General features: G+C 67.8%; 24 protein-coding genes. 15 read left to right on the forward strand and 9 right to left on the reverse strand.

Translation table 11 applies throughout. The features are described 5' to 3' along the window. The coding region (locus QZ994_RS09880) for a laccase domain-containing protein (protein WP_290871260.1) at positions 1-241 on the forward strand (241 nt) is incomplete at its 5' end. On the opposite strand, the gene QZ994_RS09885 is transcribed toward QZ994_RS09880, so the two are convergent. Then, complete coding sequence (locus QZ994_RS09885; protein ID WP_290871261.1) at positions 167-493, reverse strand: hypothetical protein; 327 nt, start codon at positions 491-493, stop codon at positions 167-169. The genes QZ994_RS09880 and QZ994_RS09885 overlap by 75 nt on opposite strands. Positions 494-1,342: 849 nt before the next feature. Between QZ994_RS09885 and phaC the strand changes: the two genes are divergently transcribed. The 3 genes from phaC to phbB are packed head-to-tail and all read left to right on the forward strand — an operon-like array spanning position 1,343 to position 5,015. Next, positions 1,343-2,980 carry a class I poly(R)-hydroxyalkanoic acid synthase gene (gene phaC, locus QZ994_RS09890; protein ID WP_290871283.1) on the forward strand — a complete coding sequence of 546 codons (1,638 nt, stop codon included), beginning with the start codon at positions 1,343-1,345 and terminating at the stop codon, positions 2,978-2,980. A gap of 58 nt (positions 2,981-3,038) precedes the next feature. Next, on the forward strand, positions 3,039-4,217 hold the full coding sequence (locus QZ994_RS09895; RefSeq protein ID WP_290871262.1) for an acetyl-CoA C-acetyltransferase: 1,179 nt from the start codon (positions 3,039-3,041) through the stop codon (positions 4,215-4,217). A gap of 60 nt (positions 4,218-4,277) precedes the next feature. Continuing rightward, positions 4,278-5,015, forward strand: coding sequence for an acetoacetyl-CoA reductase (phbB, locus tag QZ994_RS09900; protein WP_290871263.1), 738 nt, complete (start codon positions 4,278-4,280; stop codon positions 5,013-5,015). Between the two features lie 120 nt (positions 5,016-5,135). Here the strand turns inward: phbB and QZ994_RS09905 are convergent, their stop codons facing one another. Further along, positions 5,136-5,579: a hypothetical protein gene (locus tag QZ994_RS09905; RefSeq protein ID WP_290871264.1), complete on the reverse strand. Its 444-nt coding sequence runs from the start codon at positions 5,577-5,579 to the stop codon at positions 5,136-5,138. A 120-nt stretch (positions 5,580-5,699) separates the two neighbouring features. Then, the gene (gene lexA / locus QZ994_RS09910) at positions 5,700-6,407 is read right to left on the reverse strand and encodes a transcriptional repressor LexA (protein WP_290871265.1); all 708 of its coding nucleotides are present in this window, start codon (positions 6,405-6,407) and stop codon (positions 5,700-5,702) included. Positions 6,408-6,502: 95 nt separating this feature from the next. Here lexA and QZ994_RS09915 point away from each other — a divergent pair, with 95 nt between their 5' ends. Further along, a complete protein-coding gene (locus QZ994_RS09915; RefSeq protein ID WP_290871266.1) occupies positions 6,503-7,468 on the forward strand; it encodes an asparaginase in 966 nt (321 codons plus the stop codon). 179 nt (positions 7,469-7,647) lie between these two features. Here QZ994_RS09915 and QZ994_RS09920 read toward each other — a convergent pair whose 3' ends face one another. Both QZ994_RS09920 and QZ994_RS09925 read right to left on the reverse strand, forming a co-directional pair. Next, the gene (locus QZ994_RS09920; protein ID WP_290871267.1) at positions 7,648-8,265 is read right to left on the reverse strand and encodes a methylamine utilization protein; all 618 of its coding nucleotides are present in this window, start codon (positions 8,263-8,265) and stop codon (positions 7,648-7,650) included. A 15-nt stretch (positions 8,266-8,280) separates the two neighbouring features. Next, a complete protein-coding gene (locus QZ994_RS09925; RefSeq protein ID WP_290871268.1) occupies positions 8,281-8,763 on the reverse strand; it encodes a group 1 truncated hemoglobin in 483 nt (160 codons plus the stop codon). 108 nt (positions 8,764-8,871) lie between these two features. Between QZ994_RS09925 and QZ994_RS09930 the strand changes: the two genes are divergently transcribed. Then, a complete protein-coding gene (locus tag QZ994_RS09930) occupies positions 8,872-9,840 on the forward strand; it encodes a DUF3034 family protein (protein ID WP_290871269.1) in 969 nt (322 codons plus the stop codon). 46 nt (positions 9,841-9,886) lie between these two features. Here the strand turns inward: QZ994_RS09930 and QZ994_RS09935 are convergent, their stop codons facing one another. Then, entirely contained in the window at positions 9,887-10,636 is a 750-nt protein-coding gene (locus QZ994_RS09935) for an SDR family NAD(P)-dependent oxidoreductase (RefSeq protein ID WP_290871270.1), read from the reverse strand. A 100-nt stretch (positions 10,637-10,736) separates the two neighbouring features. On the opposite strand from QZ994_RS09935, the gene QZ994_RS09940 reads away from it, so the two are divergent. From QZ994_RS09940 to QZ994_RS09955, 4 genes are all read left to right on the forward strand, one after another. Beyond that, positions 10,737-11,948: an efflux RND transporter periplasmic adaptor subunit gene (locus QZ994_RS09940; protein WP_290871271.1), complete on the forward strand. Its 1,212-nt coding sequence runs from the start codon at positions 10,737-10,739 to the stop codon at positions 11,946-11,948. A 14-nt stretch (positions 11,949-11,962) separates the two neighbouring features. After that, on the forward strand, positions 11,963-13,915 hold the full coding sequence (locus QZ994_RS09945; RefSeq protein WP_290871272.1) for a MacB family efflux pump subunit: 1,953 nt from the start codon (positions 11,963-11,965) through the stop codon (positions 13,913-13,915). A 128-nt stretch (positions 13,916-14,043) separates the two neighbouring features. After that, positions 14,044-15,501 (forward strand): efflux transporter outer membrane subunit, encoded by a 1,458-nt coding sequence (locus QZ994_RS09950; protein WP_290871273.1) that lies wholly within the window; start codon positions 14,044-14,046, stop codon positions 15,499-15,501. Positions 15,502-15,541: 40 nt separating this feature from the next. Then, positions 15,542-16,231 carry a glutathione S-transferase gene (locus QZ994_RS09955; protein ID WP_290871274.1) on the forward strand — a complete coding sequence of 230 codons (690 nt, stop codon included), beginning with the start codon at positions 15,542-15,544 and terminating at the stop codon, positions 16,229-16,231. 16 nt (positions 16,232-16,247) lie between these two features. On the opposite strand, the gene QZ994_RS09960 is transcribed toward QZ994_RS09955, so the two are convergent. Next, entirely contained in the window at positions 16,248-17,180 is a 933-nt protein-coding gene (locus QZ994_RS09960) for a LysR family transcriptional regulator (RefSeq protein ID WP_290871275.1), read from the reverse strand. 112 nt (positions 17,181-17,292) lie between these two features. Between QZ994_RS09960 and QZ994_RS09965 the strand changes: the two genes are divergently transcribed. After that, entirely contained in the window at positions 17,293-17,853 is a 561-nt protein-coding gene (locus tag QZ994_RS09965; protein ID WP_290871276.1) for a carbonate dehydratase, read from the forward strand. 38 nt (positions 17,854-17,891) lie between these two features. Further along, a complete protein-coding gene (locus QZ994_RS09970) occupies positions 17,892-18,902 on the forward strand; it encodes a succinylglutamate desuccinylase/aspartoacylase family protein (RefSeq protein ID WP_290871277.1) in 1,011 nt (336 codons plus the stop codon). A 13-nt stretch (positions 18,903-18,915) separates the two neighbouring features. Here QZ994_RS09970 and QZ994_RS09975 read toward each other — a convergent pair whose 3' ends face one another. Further along, positions 18,916-19,449, reverse strand: coding sequence for a hemerythrin domain-containing protein (locus QZ994_RS09975; protein WP_290871278.1), 534 nt, complete (start codon positions 19,447-19,449; stop codon positions 18,916-18,918). A gap of 127 nt (positions 19,450-19,576) precedes the next feature. Between QZ994_RS09975 and QZ994_RS09980 the strand changes: the two genes are divergently transcribed. The 3 genes from QZ994_RS09980 to QZ994_RS09990 all read left to right on the forward strand — a co-directional run bounded on the left by QZ994_RS09980 (position 19,577) and on the right by QZ994_RS09990 (position 21,023). Next, the gene (locus tag QZ994_RS09980) at positions 19,577-19,924 is read left to right on the forward strand and encodes a hypothetical protein (RefSeq protein WP_290871279.1); all 348 of its coding nucleotides are present in this window, start codon (positions 19,577-19,579) and stop codon (positions 19,922-19,924) included. A 48-nt stretch (positions 19,925-19,972) separates the two neighbouring features. Continuing rightward, positions 19,973-20,623 (forward strand): nucleoside/nucleotide kinase family protein, encoded by a 651-nt coding sequence (locus tag QZ994_RS09985; protein WP_290871280.1) that lies wholly within the window; start codon positions 19,973-19,975, stop codon positions 20,621-20,623. Between the two features lie 136 nt (positions 20,624-20,759). Continuing rightward, positions 20,760-21,023 carry a hypothetical protein gene (locus QZ994_RS09990; RefSeq protein ID WP_290871281.1) on the forward strand — a complete coding sequence of 88 codons (264 nt, stop codon included), beginning with the start codon at positions 20,760-20,762 and terminating at the stop codon, positions 21,021-21,023. A gap of 6 nt (positions 21,024-21,029) precedes the next feature. On the opposite strand, the gene QZ994_RS09995 is transcribed toward QZ994_RS09990, so the two are convergent. Continuing rightward, on the reverse strand, positions 21,030-22,841 hold a 1,812-nt coding region (locus QZ994_RS09995; RefSeq protein WP_290871282.1), incomplete at its 5' end, for a carboxyltransferase domain-containing protein.

Genomic DNA, 22,841 nt, shown 5'->3' on the forward strand with positions numbered 1-22,841 from the left:
GCCGCTGGGTCAGGCCGCTGGGCATCGGGGGGCCCAGGCAGAGGCCGAGCCTCCATCGCCCAAATGGTTGGCCGACCTGTCTGGTCTGGCCCGTGACCGTTTGCAGGCGCTGGGCCTGCCGCCCACGGCCATCACCGGGGGCGAATGGTGCACCTTCAGCGCACCTTCACGGTTCTTTTCGTTCCGCAGAGACCGGGTCACCGGTCGGCAGGCTGCCTGCATCTGGGTGCGTCCCCGCTGAGGTGGTCTCGGCTGTCGTGGCGCCCTGCCTGGCTTGAGCGGCGACCCATGCTTCACGCTCGGCAGCCTCGGCCTGCAGGCGGGCCTTGCGTCGCGTCGGGGCACCCAGCAGGTACATCACCAGTGCGGTGGGGGCCACACCGTAAAACACGAAGGTGATGACGGCGCCCAGGATGGTCCCCTGCGGGTTGGTGGCTTCGGCCAGCGCCATCATCAGGGCGACATAGATCCAGGCGATGGCAACGATCCACATGGGTGTTCCGGGCTTCCAACAAAAGTGGGGATTAGGGCAAGCCCTGCAGACGACAGGGCATCAATGGCGTCACGATGCTTGACATGGCGCAAGTCGTGAAAAGCGGCCGTGACCATATTGTGATCTCTTGATTGAAAGTCGCCAGGTGCGCCCCTTGCCACCGGACCGTTGGGCCGATGTTGAAAAGAAGTCAAAAGTCAGACAGGCCTGGTTTCGGCATCAAAAATGTGCCGTCAAAATGGGGCAACATGTGCAGGTCACCATCGACCGGCAAGACCTTCAAGGTGCCCCTGGCGCCCTCAAAGTCCTTTTCCACCTAGGAGACATATGGCTGTTCCGCAAAGGTCGCGTGCACCACGCGCCCCGCAAGCGAGCGATGACGCCCCTCGCGCTGGTTCCACCCGGTCGCGTGCCGCGGCCAAGACAGGCAAGACCGCAGTGAAGAAGGCCAAGCCCGATGAGGCCAAGGTCGATGCGCCCCAGGCGGCCAAGGCTGCCCCTTCTGCAGGACAGAAGGCAGGCCGCAAGCCGGGTGCACTGCCATCGTTCGATGAACTGAAGCAGGCTTTCACCCAACCCGCCGAGGCCATGGCCTCGATGGCGAAAGCCATTCCCGGCATGGGTGCCGCCGTGAACCCGGAGGCCCTCCAGCAGGCGTTCAAGATCCCGGGCATGCCGGCCATGCCCACGCTCTCAGAATTGCCCGGCCTTGCCAGCCTGTCGGGCCTGCCGCAATGGCCCAGTGCCCCTGGCGTTCCAGGCACAGGCGCAGAGGCCCTCAAGCAGTGGATGGGCAGGGCGGCCGAGCCGCTCGCCGCCATGGGCCCCATGAAAGACGCGGCCGAAGCCATGGGCCAGAGCCTGGGCGCCACGCTCCAGTCGCTGGCCGGGCTCAAGGTGCCGCCCACCGAGTTCCAGCGCATCCAGCAGGAATACATGCAGCAGGCCAGCAGCCTGTGGAACCAGGCCATCGAGCAGCCTGGCCAGCTGAAGCCCGCCGACCGCCGCTTCGCCGCCCCGGAGTGGTCGGCCAACCCGGTGAGCGCCTTCACGGCCTCGATGTACCTGCTCAACGCCAAGACCATGAGCCGCCTGGCCGACAGCCTGCAGGGCGACGAGAAGGCCCGCGAGCGCGTGCGCTTTGCCGTCCAGCAGTTTGTCGATGCGGCCTCGCCCAGCAACTTCCTGGCGCTCAATCCCGAGGCCTTGAAGAAGGCCGTCGAGACCAAGGGTGAAAGCATCACCCAGGGCGTGCAACACCTGCTGCACGACCTGCGACAGGGGCACCTGTCGCAGACCGACGAAAGCGTCTTCCATGTCGGGCAGAACGTGGCGACCAGCGCGGGATCGGTCGTCTACGAAAACGCATTTTTCCAGCTGATCGAGTACGCGCCCTTGACACCCAAGGTGCATGAGCGGCCCTTCCTGTTCGTGCCGCCCTGCATCAACAAGTACTACATCCTCGATCTGCAGCCCGACAATTCCCTGGTGCGCTATGTGGTGTCGCAAGGCCACCGCGTGTTCATGGTCAGCTGGGTCAATGCAGACGACAGCCTTGCCAAGGCCGACTGGGACGATTACGTCCAGCACGGCGTGATCGAGGCCATGAACAAGACGCTGGAGATCAGCGGTGCCGATCAGCTCAACGCCCTGGGCTTCTGCGTGGGCGGCACCCTGCTGGCCACGGCCCTGGCGACCCTGGCCGCGCGCGGCGAGAAGCCGGCCGCCAGCCTGACCTTGCTGACCACCTACCTGGACTTCGTCAACACCGGCATCATGGATGTCTTCGTTGACGAAATGTCGGTCCGCACCCGCGAGCTGACCATGGGCCCCAACAGCCCGAAGGGCGGTGGTCTGATGAAGGGCGTGGACCTGGCCTCGACCTTCTCCTTCCTGCGTGCCAACGACCTGGTGTGGAACTACGTGGTGGGCAACTACCTCAAGGGTGAAACGCCACCGGCCTTCGACCTGCTGTACTGGAACTCTGACAGCACCAACCTGCCGGGCCCCTTCTACACCTGGTACCTGCGCAACACCTACCTCGAAAACAAGCTGGTGCAGCCTGGTGCGGTGAAGGTCTGCGGTGAACCGCTCGACCTGAGCCTGATCGACATCCCGACCTTCATCTACGCCTCGCGTGAAGACCACATCGTGCCCTGGGACAGCGCTTACGCGTCTACCCAGGTGCTCTCTGGCGACCTGACTTTTGTGCTGGGTGCTTCGGGCCACATTGCCGGTGTGATCAACCCGCCCGAGAAGAAGAAGCGCAGCCACTGGACGACCTCGCCCAAGCTGAAGCAGCTGCCCGACACCAGCGAAGCGTGGTTCGCCACCGCCGAAGAACATGCCGGCAGCTGGTGGCCGGTCTGGTCCGACTGGCTGAGCGATTTCGGTGGCCAGGACGTCCCCGCACCGAAGGCGCAGGGCAGCCGTGCGCACCCCCCCATTGAAGCAGCGCCGGGTCGTTACGTCCTGCGCAAAGTCTGATCTCTGCCATCAAGGCCCCCACGAACGGGCCTCATTTCAACTCAAAAGGAGCATCCTCATGACTGACATCGTCATCGTTGCCGCGGCGCGAACCGCTGTGGGCAAGTTTGGTGGAACCCTGGCCAAGACCCCGGCCTCGGAACTCGGTGCGGTGGTGATCAAGGACCTGTTGCGCCGTACCGGCCTGACGGGCGACCAGATCAGCGAAGTGATCCTCGGCCAGGTGCTGCAGGCTGGCACTGGCCAGAACCCGGCTCGCCAGGCGGTGATCAAGGCCGGCCTGCCAAACACGGTGGCTGCTTTCACCATCAACAAGGTGTGCGGCTCGGGCCTCAAGGCCGTGATGCTGGCGGCTCAGGCCATCCGAGATGGCGACGCCGAGATCGTGATCGCCGGCGGTCAGGAGAGCATGAGCCTGTCGCCTCACGTGCTGCCGAATTCGCGTGACGGTCAGCGCATGGGCAACTGGCAACTGGTCGACACCATGGTCAACGATGGCCTGTGGGACGTCTACAACCAGTACCACATGGGCATCACCGCCGAGAACGTTGCCAAGCAGTACGGCATCAGCCGTGAAGCCCAGGACGCGCTGGCCCTGGCCTCGCAGCAGAAGGCCGCAGCCGCTCAGGATGCCGGCAAGTTCAAGGATGAGATCGTGCCGGTGGTGATCCCGCAGAAGAAGGGCGATCCGCTGGTCTTCGACACCGACGAGTTCCTCAACCGCAAGACCAATGCCGAAGCGCTGGCTGGCCTGCGCCCAGCCTTCGACAAGGCCGGCAGCGTGACCGCGGGCAACGCCTCGGGCCTGAACGACGGCGCCGCCGCCGTGGTCGTGATGAGCGCCGCCAAGGCTGCCGAACTGAAGCTGCCCGTGCTGGGCCGCATTGCCTCCTACGCCAATGCGGGCCTGGACCCGGCCACCATGGGCATGGGCCCGGTGCCGGCTTCGCGCCGCGCTCTGGAGCGTGCCGGCTGGAAGGCTTCCGAGCTTGACCTGCTGGAAATCAATGAAGCCTTTGCCGCACAGGCCTGTGCCGTGCACCAGGAAATGGGCTGGGACACCAGCAAGGTCAACGTGAACGGCGGCGCCATCGCCATCGGTCACCCCATCGGTGCCTCTGGCTGCCGCATCCTGGTGACGCTGCTGCATGAAATGCAGCGCCGCGACGCCAAGAAGGGCATTGCCTCGCTGTGCATCGGCGGTGGCATGGGCGTTGCACTGACCATCGCACGCTGAGTTTCAGCGGCGCATCACACACAGTTTCACAGCATCAGTTTTTCCATAGAGGAGATGAACATGACTCAAAAAGTGGCTTACGTGACCGGCGGCATGGGTGGCATCGGGACGGCCATCTGCCAGCGCCTGCACAAGGATGGCTACAAGGTCATCGCCGGTTGCGGCCCCAGCCGTGACTTCACGAAGTGGCTCGACGAGCAGAAGGCCCTGGGCTACGACTTCTACGCTTCGGTGGGCAACGTGGCCGACTGGGAGTCGACCGTCGAGGCCTTCAAGAAGACCAAGGCCGAACACGGTCCCATCGACATCCTGGTGAACAACGCCGGCATCACGCGTGACGGCATGTTCCGCAAGATGACCAAGGCCGATTGGGATGCCGTGATGGACACCAACCTCAACAGCCTGTTCAACGTGACCAAACAGGTCATCGACGACATGGTGGACCGTGGTTGGGGCCGCATCGTCAACATCAGCTCGGTCAACGGCGAAAAGGGCCAGTTCGGTCAGACGAACTACTCGGCTGCCAAGGCCGGCATGCACGGCTTCACCATGGCCCTGGCCCAGGAAGTGGCCAACAAGGGCGTGACGGTGAACACCGTGTCGCCAGGCTACATCGGCACCGAGATGGTGCGCGCCATCCGTCAGGACGTGCTGGACAAGATCGTCGCCACCATCCCCGTGAAGCGCCTGGGCACCCCGGAAGACATCGCCTCGATGGTCTCCTGGGTGGCCAGCGACGAGTCGGGTTTCGCCACCGGCGCCGACTTCTCGGTCAACGGCGGCCTGCACATGGGCTGATGCCGGTGTCGGCCGCGCCTGCCGTCTGGCGGGCGTGCCGCACAGGAGGCTGGCACCCAGGGTGCCAGCCCACACCACCCGCTTGGGGCTCTGCCCTCAGGCGGGTTTTTTCATGGGTGCTCAGGCCAGGGCTTCTTGTTCAAGCACCAGGCGATCCAGGGCGGCGCAGACCTGGGCGAAGCGTCCGGCGATGACGGTGCGCCGGGCATCGGCCGGATCCGTCGAGATGCGGACGGTGTCCCGACGGCGCGGTGGCTGCGCGAGGGCACGGATGCCCATGTGCGGCGTGCTGGGCTGTGTCAGGCCAGGCTGAGCCAAAGGGGCGCATGGGCCGATTGGCGTGTGCTGTCCTGTGGTTTCGGCTTCACCCTGGGTGCCGGGGCCTGCATCCCGATCGGCTTCAGGGCCATCGTGCAGAGGGCGGCTGCTGCCCCAGGGGGTGAGTGGCCGAGCGCGAACCGGCTTGTGCCGGCCTGGACCGGGCATGGCCGCAAGGGTGGGCTCGGTGCGGCCCACCAGCTGGGGCTGGGAGCGGACGAAGAGGGCGCGGGCCAGGTGGATCATGGTGAACTCCGTTGACAGCAAGGGGAAGTCCGGCAGGATTCCAGCGACGAGGCCACCACGCGGGATTGCGCCTCGGTGGCGCGAATGCCCGCCACCCGCACGGTGGCCCGGGATGAAAGATCAGTTCAGCAGCTGGTTGCGGATCAGACCGACGGCTAGGCCTTCGAGCGAGAACTCGGGGTGGTCGGGCGGGACGATGATGGGTTCGAAGTCGGGGTTCTCTGGCAGCAATTCGATGCCGCGTGCACTGCGCTGGAAGCGCTTCACCGTGACCTCGTCACCCAGGCGGGCCACGACGATCTGACCGTTGCGGGCCTCTGCCGTGCGGGCGACGGCGAGCAGGTCGCCATCGAGGATGCCGGCGTCCTTCATGCTCATGCCGCGCACGCGCAGCAGGTAGTCGGGGCGCTTGGCAAAGAGGCTGGGCTCGACGGCGTAGCTTTGCTCGACGTGCTCTTGCGCCAGGATGGGGTGGCCCGCGGCCACGCGCCCAACCAGGGGCAGAACCAGCTGTTCCAGCCCTGGCAGGTGGAGGTTGAAGGGCAAGCCCTGGCGCTCGCTGGCGTCTTCCCGCTTGCGGGTTTCGTTGACTGTGCGCAGGGTGCCCGCCTTGAGCCGGATGCCGCGAGAGGTGCCGCCGAGCAGCTCGATCACGCCCTTGCGGGCCAGGGCCTGCAGGTGCTCTTCGGCGGCGTTGGCCGAGCGGAAGCCCAGCTCTGCCGCGATCTCGGCCCGGGTGGGCGGCGCACCGGTGCGGGCGATGGCCCGCTGGATCAGCTCGAAGATCTGCTGCTGGCGCGGGGTGAGTTTGGGTTTATCGTTCGTCATCGCAGGGCGGGCCGCATGGCGGTCGTGCTGTCCTTGTTGACTGTCATTTTATACAGGGCTGTTTGTTTGTCCAGTGTTTTGAGCAAAGGCGGGTTATGGGTGTGGTGGTGATCCTGGGCACGGGCGGGACGATTGCGGGCACGGGGCCAGACCCGAGTGCGCCCTGGCGTTACACCGCCGCCCAGTTGTCGATCGATCAGCTGGTGTCGGCGGTGCCTGGCTTGGCGGGTGTGCCGCTGGAGGCGCGGCAGGTGGCGCAGGTCGACAGCAAGGACATGGGCTGGTCGGTCTGGCAGGACCTGGGTCGCGCGCTGGCGGCCGAACTGGCCCGTGACGAGGTCGACGGTGTGGTTGTCACCCATGGCACCGACACCCTGGAAGAAACCGCTCTGTTGCTGCACCACCTGGTCGATGTGCCCAAGCCGGTTGTGCTGACCGCGGCCATGCGCCCGGCGACGGCGGTGGACGCCGATGGCCCGGGCAACCTCCGCGACGCCGTGGGCCTGGTTCGCGCGGCGGCGGCCCAAGGTCGCCATGGGGTGGTGGCGGTGCTGGCCGGTCGTGCCTGGGCGGGGGCCGAGGTGCGCAAGGCCCACAGCCATGAGGTGGACGCTTTTGATGGGGGCGGTGCGCCTGCCTTGGCCGAGACCGATGCCCAGGGCCAGTGGCCCCAGGCCATGCCGGTCTGGCCCGCGGCATTGGCTCGAGGTTGGGCGTTGTTGGCGCTGGCCCGCCCGCCTCGTGTGGAGTTGGTGTGCAGCCATGCCGATGCCGATGGCTGGCTGGTCGATGCCCTGCTGGCCCACAGCCGGTCAGGCTCTCCGACCGAGCGCCTGCGTGGCCTGGTGGTGGCGGCGACGGGGCATGGCACGTTGCACCAGGGCCTGGAGGCGGCGCTGGGGCGTGCCGAGCAGGCCGGTGTGGTGGTGTGGCGCAGCAGCCGCACGGCCCAGGGTGGGGTGCTCTCCCGCGAGGGCGATCGCTGGCCGGCGGCAGGCCCGGTCACGGCAGCACAGGCCCGTGTGGCCCTGTTGCTGAGCTTGCTGAGCCCCGTGGCCTGACCAAGAAAAAGCGCAGCCACCTGGGCTGCGCTTTGAAGAGATGCGGGAAACGAAGCGCTGTCCTGTTCGGCGGTGACCGGCTCGTCAAGTCAGGCTTTTTCCCTGCTCCTTGCAGGCCCATGCCTGAAGGAATGACCGAAGTGTGCCGCCGCTTTGTGAAAGCTTCGTGACGGTGTCGCTCAGACCTTGGCGCGGACGATCGCGAGCGGCAAGCCTGTCTTGAGCGGCTGTTCGACACCGGGCGATTTTTCGCCCAGGTTGGGCGTCCAGACGCGCAGGCGGTGCTCTCCATCGGGCAGGTCGATGCTGACCTTGCCCTGGGCATCGGTGATGCCGAAGTAGGGCGTGTCGACCACGTGCACATAGGCCAGCATGCGGTCGTGGATGTTGCAGCCCAGGGTGGCGGTGCCAGCCTTGTCGAATACCACGGGTGCAGCCGGTGTGCCGGCATACAGCTTGATCTCGAAGGTGCGGGCCGGCGAGAAGGAGTAGACGTGGTGGCGCACCGTGTCGAAGTTGGGGAAGGCCACCTGGGTGCCGGTCTGGATGACCAGCAGGTTGGGGGTGAAGGCCTTGTCCTTTTGCCCGATTTCTTTGGTGGTACCCGGGGCGGCCGTGGTCTTGGCACCCTTGACCAGCACCGATACCGCGGCGTTGGGGACGGGCTGGCCGGCCTCGGTCGTGACCTGGATCATCTGTGGTGCCGACCAGGCCAGCCAGGGCGTGGCACATGCCAGCACGGTCATGGCCCGAAGGACGGTGCGCTGGGGCAGGTTTGATGCGGCGTGTTGGGGCATGGCGTGTCCTGGGGGTCAGCGGGTGACGATGTCGCGGCGGGTGGAGGCCAGTCGGCGCAGCAACTCGTTCTTGGCGGCCGTGGGCACCTGGGCACGGTCCAGTTCTTCGCGCATCACGGTGACCATGAGGTCGAATTCCGATCCTGCGATGTTGGACTGCGCGTGCGAGTTGGCCATGGTTTCGCCTTCGTAGACGCAGGGGCCGTCGGCCACCTTGCACACGTAAGCTGCCACGTTCTTTTTCAGATAGGGCATCTTGATGCCGTCGAAGGAACGCTGGCTGCGCGGGTCGGTTGAGACGCGGTCGAGCGTGCGATCGGTGATGGCCTCGATGCCGCGTTCGCCGCCCAGTTGCAGGTACAGCGGGGTGCCGGGCGTCGTGCTGGTGCAGGCCAGCAGCGCAGCCAGAGACCAACTCAAGGCGATACCCAGGAGCGCGAGCTGGAGGTGTCGCCGACGGCTGGGGGGCAAAGAGGCCAGGCGGAGGTTGAGGCTCATGTGGCGGCTCCGGTGAAAAAATCCGCTTCATCTTGCGTCAATCGGGCCGATAGCGATCAGAGCAACAAGCCGCGATACGGGCTTGTTTTTGGCAGGAAAGCACGAAACATGAAGCACCTTCCCTTTCACGGGCCCATCCCGCAGGGCGTCACACGCCGCGTGGCTGGTGCTGTCGCGCCGAGGTCGATCGGGGCGCGCGTCCGGTCTGTCTCGGCGCTTGCTGCGCTCGCACTGGCGGCGCTGGTGCCCGGACCGGCCCAGGCGGGCGATCGCCTGCTGGCGACCTGGGGGGTGTCGTCGATCGATGGTGCGGCGGGTGGCGGGCTCACGCCCTGGGCCGTGATTGCCGGCACGGGCAGCAGCGACCAGGTGGGCGGATCGGCCTACGTGACCCACCTCCAGACCGATGGGGGTTACGACCTGAAGATTGCCGGGGCGGCCGTGGGCATCCGTGACCGGCTCGAGTTCAGCATGGCGCGCTGGAGCTTCAAGCTCAGTGATGTGGTGCCGGGCAAGGCGCTGGAGATGAGCGTGCTGGGTGCCAAGCTGCGCGTGGCCGGTGATGCGGTCTACGACCAGGATCGCCTGATGCCCCAGGTCAGCGTGGGCGTGCAGCACAAGCAGGTGGACGACGAGGCCCTGGTCAAGGCCCTGGGAGCCCGGAGCGCCAGCGGCACAGAAGTCTATGTGGCGGCGACCAAGCTCTGGCTGGGGGCCGCGGGCGGGCTCAATGTGCTGGGCAATGCCACCTTGCGCATGACGCGGGCCAACCACTTCGGCCTGGTCGGCTTCGGCGGCCCTGGTGGCGAACGGTGGCAGCCGCGGCTGGAGGCCAGCCTGGGCCTGATGTTGCGCGACGACCTGGTCCTGGGGGCCGAGTACCGCGACACCCCCAACAACCTGCAGACCGCCAGCCCGGCCACGGCCGCCTTGCGCGAAGACGCGGCCTACGACGTCTTCCTGGCCTGGTTCCCGTGTCGTGGCGCCAGCCTGACGGCGGCCTGGGTCAATCTGGGCCAGATCGTGGGCAAGACCAACCAGCAGGGGCTGTACCTTTCAGGTCAGCTGGCGTTTTGAGCGTGATGAGCGTGGGGCCACATCCGGCTGCCTGGTCGAGCAGGTTTCAGCGGGCGCCGCTCACGTCGAGGATGGCGCCTGCGGTGTAGCTGGCGGCGTCCGAGAGCAGCCAGACGATGGCCTCGCCCACCTCCGCAGGCTGTGCGGCCCGTCCCATGGGCAGCTGGGGGCTGATCTGGGCGACGCGATCCGGCTCGCCGCCCGAGGCGTGGATGGCGGTGTCGGTGACCCCCGGTCGCACGGCGCAGACCCGCACACCTTCGCCGGCCACTTCCTTGGCCAGGCCGCTCGTGAAGACGTCGATCGCCCCTTTGCTGGCGGCGTAGTCCACATACAGGGCCGGTGAGCCGCTGCGCACTGCGCTGCTGGAGACGTTGACGATGACGCCACCGCGGCCGCCATGCCGTGTCGACATCCGGCGCACCGCCTCACGGGCACACAGCATGGGCGCGATCACGTTGATGGCCATCATGCGCTGGATGCGCTCGGCGCTCATGGCGTCGAGCCGCGCGCTCTGGTCCACGATGCCGGCGTTGTTGACCAGGCCGTTGAGGGCGGGCAGGTGCTGGTCGGCGGCGGCAAAGAGGCCGAGCACGGCGGTCTCGTCGGCCAGGTCGGCCTGGTGCACGTGGACCTGCGGCGCGCCCAGGGCGCGGCATTCATCGGCCACGGCTTGCGCCAGATCGGGCCGGTGGGCACAGTGCACGAGCAGGCTGTGACCGCGTGCGGCCAGCAGGCGGGCGGTGGCGGCGCCGATGCCCTGGCTGGCACCGGTGATCAGGATCGCGGAAGTCATGGCTTCACTTTACACGCCAGAAACCTGGGCTTCGCCGTGTGTCAACGTTGTGCGTGCACACTCGGAGCAGGAACATCGACATGCACGCAAGAGCAGCACAATGATCAAATGGTTCAAGGGATGGCGCCTCGGCGCGCTGGCACTGGCCCTGGTGGCCGCCGGCTGGGGAATCAAGAAGCAGTTTTTCACGCCACCGCCGGCGCCCCAGGTGATCACGGCCCCGGTGGCCGTGGCCGATCTGGAGGACACGGTGCTGGCCACCGGCACCATCAGTGCCAACAACCAGGTTGACGTGGGCGCGCAGGCCTCGGGCCAGATCAAGCGCCTCTACGTGACGCTGGGGCAAGAGATCAAGAAGGGTGATCTGATCGCCGAGATCGATGCCACCACGCAGGAAAACACCCTGCGCAATGCCCAGGCTGCCGTGGCCGTGCTGGAGGCCCAGAAGCGCTCGGCCCAGGCCACGTTGCGCCAGGCCGAGCTGGTGTTCAAGCGCCAGCAGGAGCTGTTCAGGCAAGAAGCGTCGGCCAAGGTCGACTATGACAGTGCAGAGGCCACGCTGGCCACCAGCCGTGCCGCCATCGGCCAGCTGGACGCCCAGATCGAGCAGGCCCGCATCGCCGTCGACACGGCCCGGGTGAACCTGGGCTACACGCGCATCGTGGCGCCCATGGATGGCACCGTCATCGCCCTGGTCCGCAAGGAGGGGCAGACCGTGAACGCGGCGCAGTCGGCGCCGACACTGATCAAGCTGGCTCAGCTGGACACGGTCCTGATCCGTGCCCAGATCTCGGAGGCCGATGTGGTGCGTGTCCAGCCTGGCCTGCCGGTCTACTTCACCATCATGGGTGAGCCCGACCGCCGCTATGACGCCCAGCTCGTGGCCGTCGAGCCTGCGACAGACACCCAGCAGGCCGACACCAGCTCCAGCACGTCGACCAGCACCAGCAGTTCCAGCACGACCACGGCCATCTACTACAACGGCCGCTTCACCGTGCCCAATCCCCAGAAGAAGCTGCGCATCGACATGACGGCGCAGGTCTCGGTCGTGGTGTCGAAGGCGCCCAAGGCCCTGGTCATCCCGGCGACGGCGCTGGGCGCGCGCGGCAAGGACGGGCGCTACACCGTCAAGGTGCTGAGCGGTGCCCCCGGTGGGCCCCAGCGCCTGGAGCCGCGCACCGTCCGCGTCGGCCTGAACAACCGTGTGCAGGCCCAGGTGCTCGAAGGCCTCAAGGAAGGCGAGCAGGTCGTGATCGGTGATGGCAGTGGCGCCAAGGCTTCCGGCATGCGCGGCGGCCCGCCGATGTTCTGAGGCAGGAGCCCCACATGACCCAAGCCTTGTTGGAGGTCCAGGACCTCTGGCGCGAGTTCCCGTCTGGCGACGGTGCGGTGGCGGTGCTCAAGGGCATCAACCTGCGCATCGAAGCCGGCGAAATGGTGGCCATCATGGGCGCCTCGGGTTCCGGCAAGTCGACGCTGATGAACATCCTCGGCTGCCTGGACCGGGCCACCCGTGGCCGCTACGAAGTGGCCGGGCAGGACACCTCGGCCCTGGAGCCCGATGAGCTGGCCCGCCTGCGCCGCGAGCACTTCGGCTTCATCTTTCAGCGCTACCACCTCATGGGCGACCTCACCGCCCTGGGCAACGTCGAGATCCCGGCCATCTACGCCGGCATGGCGCCCGATGCCCGCCACACCCGCGCCCAGGCCCTGCTCAAGCGCCTGGGCCTGGGCGAGCGCACCGACCACCGGCCGGGCCAGCTCTCGGGCGGCCAGCAGCAGCGGGTGAGCATTGCGCGGGCCCTGATGAACGGTGGCGACGTCATCCTGGCCGACGAGCCTACGGGGGCCCTCGACAGCGTCAGCGGTGCCGAGGTCATGCGCATCCTCAAGGAGCTGCACGCCGACGGCCACACCATCATCCTCGTGACCCACGATGCACAGGTGGCCAGCCATGCCCAGCGCGTCATCGAGATCAGCGACGGGCAGATCGTGGCCGATCGCCTGCAGGGCGACGCCGAACACGTGCCGCCAGCGCCCGCCGCCAAGGACCAGGCCGCGACCAGCGCCTGGCGGGCCCATTGGGACCGGCTCTCCGAAGCTTTCACCATGGCCTTGCGCGCCATGGCCGGCCACCGCCTGCGCACCCTGTTGACCATGCTGGGCATCATCATCGGCATCGCCTCGGTGGTGTCGGTCGTGGCGCTGGGTGAGGGATCGCGCCAGCGCATCCTGAAAGACATCAGCGCGATGGGCACCAACACCATCGACATCTTCCCCGGCAAGGGCTTTGGCGACCGCCGTGCGGCCGCCATCCGCACCCTGGTGCCGGGCGATGGCGATGCGCTGGCCCAACTGCCTTATGTGGACAGCGTGAGCCCCAGCGTCAGCACCAGCGTGACGGCGCGCCACGGCAGTGTGGACGCCACCGCGCAGGTCAATGGCGTGGGTGACCAGTTCTTCCGGGTCAAGGGCTACACCCTGGCCGAGGGGCAGGGCTTCGACGCAGAGGGCGTGCAACGCCTGAATCAGGACGCGGTCATCGACCCCAACACGCGCAAGGCCTTTTTTGCCGAAGGCGAAGAGGCGGTGGGCCAGGTGATCTTCCTGGGCAAGGTGCCGGTGCGCGTGGTGGGGGTCACCAAACCGCTCGAGTCCACCTTTGGTGCCACCGACACGCTCAACGTCTGGGTGCCCTACACCACGGCCATGAAGCGCATGCTGGGTCAGAACTACCTGCGCAACATCACTGTTCGCATCAGCGACCAGGTGCCCAGCAGCGCGGCCGAGCAGGGCATCACCACCCTGATCACCCAGCGCCACGGCACGGTCGACTTCTTCACGCGCAACGCCGACAGCATCCGCCAGACCATCGAGTCCACCACGCAGACCATGACGCTGCTCGTGTCGTCGATCGCGCTGATCTCGTTGATCGTGGGGGGCATCGGGGTGATGAACATCATGCTGGTGTCGGTCACCGAGCGCACCCAGGAGATCGGCGTGCGCATGGCCGTGGGCGCCCGTCAGAGCGACATCCTGCGCCAGTTCCTCATCGAAGCGGTGCTGGTCTGTCTGATCGGCGGGGTGCTGGGTGTGAGCATCGCCTTGCTGATCGGTGTGGCCTTTGACAAGGTCGGCGGCAGCTTCAGCATGGTGTATTCCTGGGCATCGATCGTGGCTGCCTTCGGGGTCTCGACCCTGATCGGCGTGGTGTTCGGTTTCCTGCCAGCGCGCAACGCGGCGCGGCTGGACCCGGTCGATGCGCTGTCGCGGCAATGAGGCACCTCCCCATGCGCAGCACCTCGGCCAAAGCCGCTTTTGCAACAGATGCGGCCCCACATCACCACGGCACAATCTGGCGCGGGCGCGGCCATGCGAACGCGCCCACAGCGAATGCAGGACAAGAGATGAGCAGCAGACCCCAACGCCGCGTGATGCACGCCCTGGCCCTGGCCACCGCCACCCTGGTTGTGGGCCTGGCGGGTTGCGCCAGCACCCAGACGGCCTACACCGCCCCCGAGGTGCGCCAGCCCGCCAGCTGGCAGCAGGCCCAGGGCGAGGCGCTCAAGGCCGAGCCCCTGTCACCCTGGTGGACGACCATGGGTGACCCGGTGCTGGTCAAACTGATCGACGAAGCCCTGGCCCGCAACAACAACCTGGCCCAGGCCGCCATCACGGTGCGCCGTGCCCAGCTCACGGCCGGGCAGGCGGCCAGCAACCAGTTGCCCACCCTGAGCCTGAGCGGCAGCGGCTCCGCAGCCCGCCAGCTCGACGGTGGCAGCGGCACCACCCGAACCGGCACCCTGACCGGCAGCGTGAGCTGGGAGGCCGACCTGTGGGGGCGCCTCGCCTCGTTGCGCCAGGCCGCCGACTGGGAGGCCCAGGCCACCGAAGAAGACCGCCGTGCCACCGCCCTGGCCCTGGTCGGCACCACCGCCAACCTGTACTGGCAGGTCGCCTACCTGAACCAGCGCGTGCTGGCCAGCCAGCAGAGCATCGATTACGCCCGCCGCACGCTCGACCTGGTCCAGATCCAGTTCAAGGCCGGTGCCGCCTCGGGACTCGACGTCGCACAGGCCCAGCAGACGCTGGCCGCCCAGGAAGCCAGCCACACCCAGTGGCTGCAGCAGCGCGTGGTGGCCCGCAACGCCCTGGCCGTGCTCTTCGATGGCCCGCCTGGGGTGGCCCTGGACGAGAGCCGCGCCCTGCCTGAAGGCAGCCTGCCCGACGTGCCGGCCGGTCTGCCCGCCTCGCTGCTGACCCGCCGCCCCGACCTGCGCGCCGCCGAACTGCGCCTGCGTGGCTCGGTGGCCACCGTCGATGCGACCCGCACCAGCTACTACCCGAAGCTGACGCTCACGGGCAGCGTGGGCGGCACCAGCACCTCGCTGGCCAAGGTGCTGAGCGACCCGATCGGCACCCTGGGCGCCGGCCTGGTCCTGCCCTTTGTGCAGTACCGCGACATGGACCGCCAGGTGGCCATCGCCCAGGCCGATGTGGACTCGGCGGTGCGTGGCTACCGCCAGAGCTGGTACCAGGCGCTGAGCGATGTCGAGAACGCCCTGTCGTCGCGCGTGCAGTACGAAGACCAGGGTGTGAAGCTCACCCAGGCCCTGGAAGCCGCCCGCCTGGCCGAAAAGCTCAGCGAGGCCCGCTACCGCGGCGGCGCCGTGGCGCTCAAGGTCTGGCTGGACGCCCAGGAAGCCCGCCGCACGGCCGAGAACAACCTGGCCCAGAACCGGCTGAACCGCCTGGCTGCGCTGGTCACGCTGTACCAGTCGCTGGGCGGCGGCACGGCGGCCGATGGCGCGCAGGCGTCCCCGAACGCGGCGGCTGCCGGCGTGTCACAGGCCTTGGCGGGATGACCTGGGTGGACGGCCCGCGCCGGCTGTGTATGCTGCCGGCATGATCACCGTTCACCACCTCGAGACCTCCCGTTCGCAGCGCGTGCTGTGGTTGCTGGAAGAGCTGGGCCTGCCCTATGAGCTCAAGGTATACCGGCGCGATGCCCGAACGCGCCTGGCTCCGCCCGAGCTGAAAAAGGTGCACCCTCTGGGCAAATCGCCACTGATCACCGATGGCGACCGGGGCGGCAAGGTCGTGGCCGAATCGGCCGTGATCCTCGAATACCTGCAGGAGCGGTACGGCGCTCAGGCTCAGGGCGAGGCCGCGAACCTCGTGCCGCCTGCGGGCACCGAGGCCCGCGACCAGATGCGCTTCTGGCTGCATTTCGCCGAAGGCTCGTTGATGAACTGGCTGGTGATGAAGCTGGTGTTCCTGACCATCCCGACCCAGCCCATGCCATTTTTCGTGCGGCCCATCGCGCGGCAGCTGTGCCAGCAGGTGCAGCACAAGCTGATCGATCCCAATCTGGCCGATGCCACCGCCTTCATCGAAGCCCACCTGTCGAAGCAGGCCTGGTTTGCTGGCGAACAGCTCAGCCTGGCCGACTTTCAGATGAGCTTTGCGGTGGCCGCCTTGCAGTCGCGCGCACCCGGCGGCAAGACGCCCGCCACCTCGGCCTGGCTGGCCAAGGTCGAAGCCCGCCCCGCCTACCAGCGTGCCCTGGCCAAGGGTGGGCCTGTGCTGATGTGAACCGAGGCGGACGCGGTCAGCCCGCTTCGCCTTCGATCACCGGCGCCTCTTCGCCAAACTGCTGCCGCAGCGCGGCCAGGAAGGTGCGCGCGGGCAGCGAAAGCGCCCGGTCGCTGCGCCACACCACATGCCACATCTTGCGGATGGGCAGGCCCGCCACCTTCAGCTCGACCAGGCCTTGCGCTGCGGGATCGGGCCCCAGCGTGTGCCGCGACAGCACGGCCAGGCCCAGGCCGGCCGCCACCGCGTGCTTGATGGCCTCGTTCGAGCCCAGGCCCATGCGGGCGGGCCAGGTCACGTCCTGTGCGGCCAGGTACTGATCGGTGGCCTGGCGGGTGCCCGAGCCTGGTTCCCGCGTGAGCCGGGTCTCCTTGGTCAGCTGCTCCAGCCGCAGGCGCTTGCGCGCGCTCAGGGGGTGACCCAGGGGCGCGATCAGCACCAGGGGGTTCTCCAGGAAGGGCCAGCGCGACAGGGGCAGGTCGGTCGGCGGCAGCATCATCACCGCCAGCTCCACCTCGCCCGCGCTCAGGTGGCGGATGACGGCATCGCGGTTTTCCACCGCCAGGTCGATGCGCAGGCCCGGGTACTGCCGTGAGAACGGCCCCAGCAGGTCGGGGATGAAGTACTCGGTCGTGGTCACCGCCGCCAGCTTGAGATTGCCTTTTTGCAGGCCCTGCATCGCCTGAGCGTCTTCTTCGAACTGGCGCCAGCGTGCAAAGAGGTCGCGGACCGTGTCGGCCAGCAGTTCGCCGTGGGGTGTGATGCGCAGACCTCGCCCCTCGGCCTCGAAGAGCGTGAGGTTCAGGGCCTGGCTCAGTTCCTTGATCTGGGTCGACACCGTGGGCTGGGCCAGGTGCAAGGCCTGGGCCGCCTTGCCGATGCCGCCCAGGCGCGCTGCGGCCTCGAAGCTGCGCAGCTGCTGCAGCGTGGCGCGGGGGGGCTTGATCACCTGTTGCTCATGTTCCATAGGTCGAATGGATGTGAATCATCGGAAAAGATCACTTTATCTGATTTGATGGCTTGGCTATGCTTCGGTCATTCGAACTTCAAGTCCCCTCTCAATGCTGCGCAGCAACCCGTCCGGTCACCGTCCCCAGGTTCACGAATCCGCTTTCGTCGACCCCACCGCCATCATCTGCGGCAAGGTCATCGTGCACGAAAACGTGTTCATCGGCCCCTATGCCGTGATCCGTGCCGACGAGACCGATGCCTCCGGCGAGATGGAGCCCATCGTCATCGGTGCCCACTCCAACATCCAGGACGGCGTGGTCATCCACTCCAAGTCGGGCGCGGCCGTCACCATTGGCGAGCGCACCTCCATCGCCCACCGCGCCATCGTGCATGGCCCCTGCACCGTGGGCAACGAGGTCTTCATCGGCTTCAACAGCGTGCTGTTCAACACCCACGTGGGCGACGGTTGCGTGGTGCGTCACAACGCCGTGGTCGACGGCCTGGACCTGCCGCCCGGCTTCTACGTGCCCTCGACCGAGCGCATCGGCCCCAGCACCCGCCTGGACTCCATCCCGCGCGTGAGCGTGCAGGCCTCCGAGTTCTCGGAAGACGTGGCCCGCACCAACAACGAGCTGGTCGCCGGCTACAAGCGCCTGGCCAACGAGTTCTGAGCCACGCGTTCCGAGGCGCCCCGTGCGACACTCTGGGCATGCGTGAGCAAGCCCTTTCTCCAGCCCAGTCACCAGCCCAGCCCTCTTCTTTGAGGGTGCACCAGTTTCATGGGCTGGCCCCTGGGCCCCGGCTGATCATCCTGGGTGCGGTGCACGGCAACGAGACCTGCGGCACCCAGGCCATCCAGCGCCTGCTGACCGAACTCGATGCCGGCAGGCTGCAGATCCTGCGCGGGCAGCTGACCCTGGTCCCCGTGACCAACCCCTTGGCCTATGCCAAGGGCCAGCGCACCGGCGAGCGCAACCTCAATCGCAACCTGCAGCCCAAGGCCGCACCGCTGGATTTCGAAGACCGCATCGGCAATGCCCTGTGCCCGCTGCTGGCGGCGCACGAGGTCCTGCTCGATCTGCACTCCTTCCACACCGCTGGCGAGCCCTTCACCATGCTCGGCCCGCTGGACAACACCGGCCCCATCGAGCCCTTTGCCCACAGCGTGGCAGAGTCCCGCTGGGCCGCCCACCTGGGCGCTCGCCGCTTTGTCGAGGGCTGGCTCGAGACCTACGACCAGGGCGTGCAGGAACGCCAGGCCCGTGCGGCCCAAGGGCGCATCCCCGGTGTGACGCCAGGCAGCCTGGCCACCCATTACGGCATGGGCACCACCGAGTACATGCGCTCGGTGGGCGGCTATGGCGTGACGCTGGAATGCGGTCAGCATGACGACCCTGCGGCCGTTGGCGTGGCCTGGACGGCCATCACCCAGACGCTGGCCTGGCTGGGCATGGCCGACCTGCCCCTGGCGCCCCCCGTGGCCGACCCGGAGATCATGCGCCTGGTGGCCGTGACCGACCTGCACCACCCCGGCGACCGCCTGGTGCGTGAATGGCGCAGCTTCGATGCCGTGAAGGCTGGCGAGCCCATTGGCCACCGCCACGATGGCGAGGCCGTGTGTGCGCCCAGCGATGGCTGGGTGGTGTTCCCCAACCCGCGGGCCGAGGTGGGGCACGAGTGGTTCTACTTCGCCCAGCGCAGCGACCGCCGTCTGGCCTGAGGCCACCAGCCCCTCAGGTGGTGCGCCGGGCCACCATGGCGGCGCAGATCGCCTGGCGTTGTGCCTCGCTCAAACGCTGAGCCTGCGGGAAGAGCCATTGCTCTTCCTGGGCGGCATGCTGTCCATAGCGTGCGGCGAAGACCCCGATGGCATCGGGCGCTGGTGGCACGTCGCCAGGATCGGCCAGGCTGCCTGCCTCGCTCACACGCGTCAACCAGGGGCGGCAGGCTTGCCACAGCCGGTTCAGTTCTTGGTGTTCATCCTGGATGCGCTGGATGGTTTGTGCCAGCGAGGCATCGGCCAGGCCGAGCAGGGCGGGGTACAGGTCCTCGTCCTCGTCGGCATGGTGCAGGGGCGCGGCCACATCGAAGTAACGCAGGATGGCGCGGGCGGCGTCGGCGGCCTGGCCGTCCGCGCCCTGCGTGGCCACGTGGTCCTGCAGCTTCAGGCTCAGGCTGGTGAAGCGGCGCACTTTCTCGTGGCAGGCCAGGAGCAGTTCGATGGGGTCGTCAATGCGGGGGCCGTTGGGCAGGGCAGCGCGTGGCATCCCCCATTGGACACCCGTTGGCGCGCCGGTGCCAGGCCACCTGTTCGCGGGGGTGTCCGATTTGCCCTGCCACCAAGGTCTGACTTTTGCATGCCGAGAGCCGCTTTCGTTCCCAGGAGTCCCGTTCATGAGCCAAGACAGTGCCCGCATCGCCCTCGCCGCCCGCATCCATGTCGCCCTGCGCCGCAAAACGGGTCGTGTCACCGATACGGAATGGATGGCATCGAACGTGGCTTATGCCAACGAGGTGATCCGCCTGTGCCGTGCCGAGGACACCGAGGAGCTGACCATGCTGGCGGGCAAGATGGAGGCGGCCATGGAGTCCCTCAAGCCCCGTCTGGCCAAGCCGGCTGCGAGCGCACCGGCGCCCGCTCTGGCGGCGAACTCGGTGTGGCCGGAAAGCGTGCACCAGGCCGAGGCCGTGCGCGAACGTGAGCGCAAGGTCGAGCAGCGCTACGTGGGGCGCCTGCGCTGAAGCCGGGCCGGCCCGCTTCCCTGGTCCGGCTCCTTTATGCTGGCGGCCATGAGCACGCTGATCACATCCCCCATCCCTGCTGAATTCACCGCACGCGTCGAGGCCATGCTGGCCCGGGGCGGCCGCCGCATCCTGGGTCTGGCCGGCGGGCCGGGCAGTGGCAAGTCAACCCTGGCCGAGGCCTTGAAGGGCTTGTATGGCGAGCGGGCCGTGGTCGTGCCCATGGACGGCTACCACCTGGCCAACAGCGCGCTGCAGCAGTTGGGCCGCCAGGGCCGCAAGGGTGCGCCCGACACCTTCGACGCCGACGGTTACGTGGCCTTGCTCCAGCGCCTGCGCCAGGCCCCACAGACCGGCGAAACGGTGTATGCCCCCGAGTACCGTCGCGAGTTCGAAGAGGGCATCGCCGGGGCGATCGCCGTGCCGCCCGAGGTGCAATTGGTGATCACCGAAGGCAATTACCTGCTGATGGCAGAGGGCGCCTGGGCGGGGGTGAAGCCCCTGCTGGACGAGGCTTGGTACGTGGGTGTGGACGACGACCTTCGTCGCGAACGCCTGCTGGCGCGCCACATGCGTTTTGGCCGATCGCGTGAGGACGCGCTCCACTGGATTGCCGTGACCGACGAGCCCAATGCCCAGCGCATCGCGGCCACACGCCATCGGGCCGATGCGGTGTTCAACTGGGGCGATGCGACCTGATGCCGGCAGGCATCTCGCCCGGTGTGTGTCGGTGTTGACACGCGGCTTTACCTGAGCGGGCAGGGCACAGGGTCAACGTGCGGGCCGGGCAGCCCGTTGTGAGGGCCAGGGCCCGTCGGGCCCATGGAGACACCGCATGACCTCACCTCGCACGGGCCTGGCCCGCCGTCTGACCCTGGCCCTGCTGGCCGCGAGCACCCTCGCCACCAGTGGCTGCTGCATCCTCGGGCCCTTTGGCGGTGGCCTGTGCTTCCCGGGTGGGCCCGGTGGTGGCGGCGGTGGCCGTGATGGCGGCGGCCATGGCGGTGGTGGCCGGGAAGGCGGCCACGGTGGGGGCCGGGGTGACGACTGGCGCCTGAGCCAGCCACTGAACATCCAGCCCGATCGCGGCCAGCGCTGAACCCACTCAGGCTGAGGCCAGCACCACCACGGCCTGCCCGGCGGTCACGCCCTGGCCCTCCTGGCAGCGCACGCTCAGCACGCGGCCGGCCTCGGGCGCATGCACCGGGAACTCCATCTTCATGGACTCCACCACGGCCAGCGTCTGGCCTTCGGCCACGGCCTCGCCTTCTTTCACCAGCACCTTCCACACACTGCCCGGCACCGGGCTGCCCACGGCGCTGGCGCCTTCGGGCAGGGCGCTGTCGTCCTGCACGGGGGCGGTGTCCAGCTCGCTCAGGCTGCCATCCTGGCCAGAGGCCTTCCAGCGTTCGCGCTCGGCGTGGAAGGCCTCGCGCTGTGTGGCGCGGAAGGCGGCGATGCTGTCGGCCTCACGGGCCAGGAAGCGGGTGTAGTCGCCGATGTTGAACTGGCCGTGCTCGACCTTGAGCTTCAGGCGGCCGGCGGGGAAGTCGCGGCGCATCTGCAGCAGTTCGGCCTCGCTGACCGGGTAGAAGCGGATCTGGTCGAAGAAGCGCAGCAGCCAGGGCTTGCCGGCCTCGAAGTCGGCCGCGCCGCTGCGTTCGTCGCGCCAGCGGTTCCACATCTGGATGGTGCGGCCCACGAACTGGTAGCCACCAGGCCCTTCCATGCCGTAGACGCACATGTAGGCGCCGCCAATGCCCACGGCGTTTTCAGGCGTCCAGGTGCGGGCGGGGTTGTACTTGGTGGTGACGAGGCGGTGACGCGGGTCCAGCGGCGTGGCCACGGGGGCACCCAGGTAGACGTCGCCCAGGCCCATGACCAGGTAGCTGGCCTCGAAGACGATGCGTTTGACTTCTTCGATGCTGTCCAGGCCATTGATGCGCTGGATGAACTCGATGTTGCTCGGGCACCAGGGCGCATCGGGGCGCACCGATTGCATGTACTTGTCGATGGCTTCGCGGGTGGCGCTGTCGTCCCACGACAGGGGCAGCCACACGGTGCGGGTGGGCACGGTGAGCTCGTCGGTGGCGGGCAGGCTGGCCTCGGCCGCATCGATGGCGGCGAGCAGGGCGTCTCGCGGCAGCACGGCCGGGTCGAAGTGCAGCTGCAGCGAGCGGATGCCCGGTGTCATGTCGACGATGCCGTCGAGCTGGCCCGCATCGCGCTGCGCCTGCAGGGCCGTCATCAGCGCGTGCACATGGAAGCGCAGGGTCAGGTCCAGCACCAGGGGGCCGAACTCGACCAGGAGGTAGCGGTCGCCCGCCTGGCGGATGCAGCGGGGCAGCTGTTCGCTGCCATCGGGCTTGTGGCCTGCGGCCCGCTGGCTGAGGATGGGGCTGAGCGTGCGGCTGACATCGCTGGCAGGCACGCCTTCGGGGCACTTCAGCAGGCCAGGTGAAAGACCGATCGACGCCGAAGCGCTCGGTGCGCCGGTGCCTCCGAGCAGCGCGTCCTGTGCGGCCTGCAATGCCTGGGCCTGTGCCAGTGTGAGCGCCTGGAAGCGGATGGTGTCGCCCGCCTTCAGTTGGCCCAGCTTCCAGCGCTCGGCCGCCACGACCACGGCCGGGCAGACGAAGCCGCCCAGGCTGGGGCCGTCGGGGCCCAGGATCACGGGCATGTCACCCGTGAAGTCGATGGCGCCGATGGCGTAGGCGTTGTCGTGGATGTTGGAGGGATGCAGGCCGGCTTCACCGCCGTCGGTGCGTGCCCATTGCGGCTTGGGGCCGATCAGGCGCACGCCGGTGCGGCTGCTGTTGTAGTGCACCTGGTAGTCGGTGCCGAAGAAGGTGGCGATGTCTTCGTGGGTGAAAAAGTCGGGCGAGCCATGGGGGCCGTACATCACGCCGATCTTCAT

Origin of the sequence: Aquabacterium sp., assembly GCF_021768455.1 — a bacterium.
Classification (GTDB): Bacteria; Pseudomonadota; Gammaproteobacteria; order Burkholderiales; family Burkholderiaceae_C; genus Aquabacterium.

Bases quoted from the DNA above. Each gene is read 5' to 3' on its own strand.
- QZ994_RS09965 (WP_290871276.1), top strand. From the start codon at position 17,293: ATGCTGCGCAGCAACCCGTCCGGTCACCGTCCCCAGGTTCACGAATCC.
- QZ994_RS09980 (WP_290871279.1), top strand. From the start codon at position 19,577: ATGAGCCAAGACAGTGCCCGCATCGCCCTCGCCGCCCGCATCCATGTC.
- QZ994_RS09940 (WP_290871271.1), top strand. From the start codon at position 10,737: ATGATCAAATGGTTCAAGGGATGGCGCCTCGGCGCGCTGGCACTGGCC.
- QZ994_RS09950 (WP_290871273.1), top strand. From the start codon at position 14,044: ATGAGCAGCAGACCCCAACGCCGCGTGATGCACGCCCTGGCCCTGGCC.
- QZ994_RS09915 (WP_290871266.1), top strand. From the start codon at position 6,503: ATGGGTGTGGTGGTGATCCTGGGCACGGGCGGGACGATTGCGGGCACG.
- lexA (WP_290871265.1), bottom strand. From the start codon at position 6,407: ATGACGAACGATAAACCCAAACTCACCCCGCGCCAGCAGCAGATCTTC.
- QZ994_RS09945 (WP_290871272.1), top strand. From the start codon at position 11,963: ATGACCCAAGCCTTGTTGGAGGTCCAGGACCTCTGGCGCGAGTTCCCG.
- QZ994_RS09985 (WP_290871280.1), top strand. From the start codon at position 19,973: ATGAGCACGCTGATCACATCCCCCATCCCTGCTGAATTCACCGCACGC.
- QZ994_RS09905 (WP_290871264.1), bottom strand. From the start codon at position 5,579: ATGATCCACCTGGCCCGCGCCCTCTTCGTCCGCTCCCAGCCCCAGCTG.
- phaC (WP_290871283.1), top strand. From the start codon at position 1,343: ATGGGCCAGAGCCTGGGCGCCACGCTCCAGTCGCTGGCCGGGCTCAAG.
- QZ994_RS09955 (WP_290871274.1), top strand. From the start codon at position 15,542: ATGATCACCGTTCACCACCTCGAGACCTCCCGTTCGCAGCGCGTGCTG.
- QZ994_RS09970 (WP_290871277.1), top strand. From the start codon at position 17,892: ATGCGTGAGCAAGCCCTTTCTCCAGCCCAGTCACCAGCCCAGCCCTCT.
- QZ994_RS09975 (WP_290871278.1), bottom strand. From the start codon at position 19,449: ATGCCACGCGCTGCCCTGCCCAACGGCCCCCGCATTGACGACCCCATC.
- QZ994_RS09920 (WP_290871267.1), bottom strand. From the start codon at position 8,265: ATGCCCCAACACGCCGCATCAAACCTGCCCCAGCGCACCGTCCTTCGG.
- phbB (WP_290871263.1), top strand. From the start codon at position 4,278: ATGACTCAAAAAGTGGCTTACGTGACCGGCGGCATGGGTGGCATCGGG.
- QZ994_RS09935 (WP_290871270.1), bottom strand. From the start codon at position 10,636: ATGACTTCCGCGATCCTGATCACCGGTGCCAGCCAGGGCATCGGCGCC.
- QZ994_RS09990 (WP_290871281.1), top strand. From the start codon at position 20,760: ATGACCTCACCTCGCACGGGCCTGGCCCGCCGTCTGACCCTGGCCCTG.
- QZ994_RS09925 (WP_290871268.1), bottom strand. From the start codon at position 8,763: ATGAGCCTCAACCTCCGCCTGGCCTCTTTGCCCCCCAGCCGTCGGCGA.
- QZ994_RS09930 (WP_290871269.1), top strand. From the start codon at position 8,872: ATGAAGCACCTTCCCTTTCACGGGCCCATCCCGCAGGGCGTCACACGC.
- QZ994_RS09885 (WP_290871261.1), bottom strand. From the start codon at position 493: ATGTGGATCGTTGCCATCGCCTGGATCTATGTCGCCCTGATGATGGCG.
- QZ994_RS09895 (WP_290871262.1), top strand. From the start codon at position 3,039: ATGACTGACATCGTCATCGTTGCCGCGGCGCGAACCGCTGTGGGCAAG.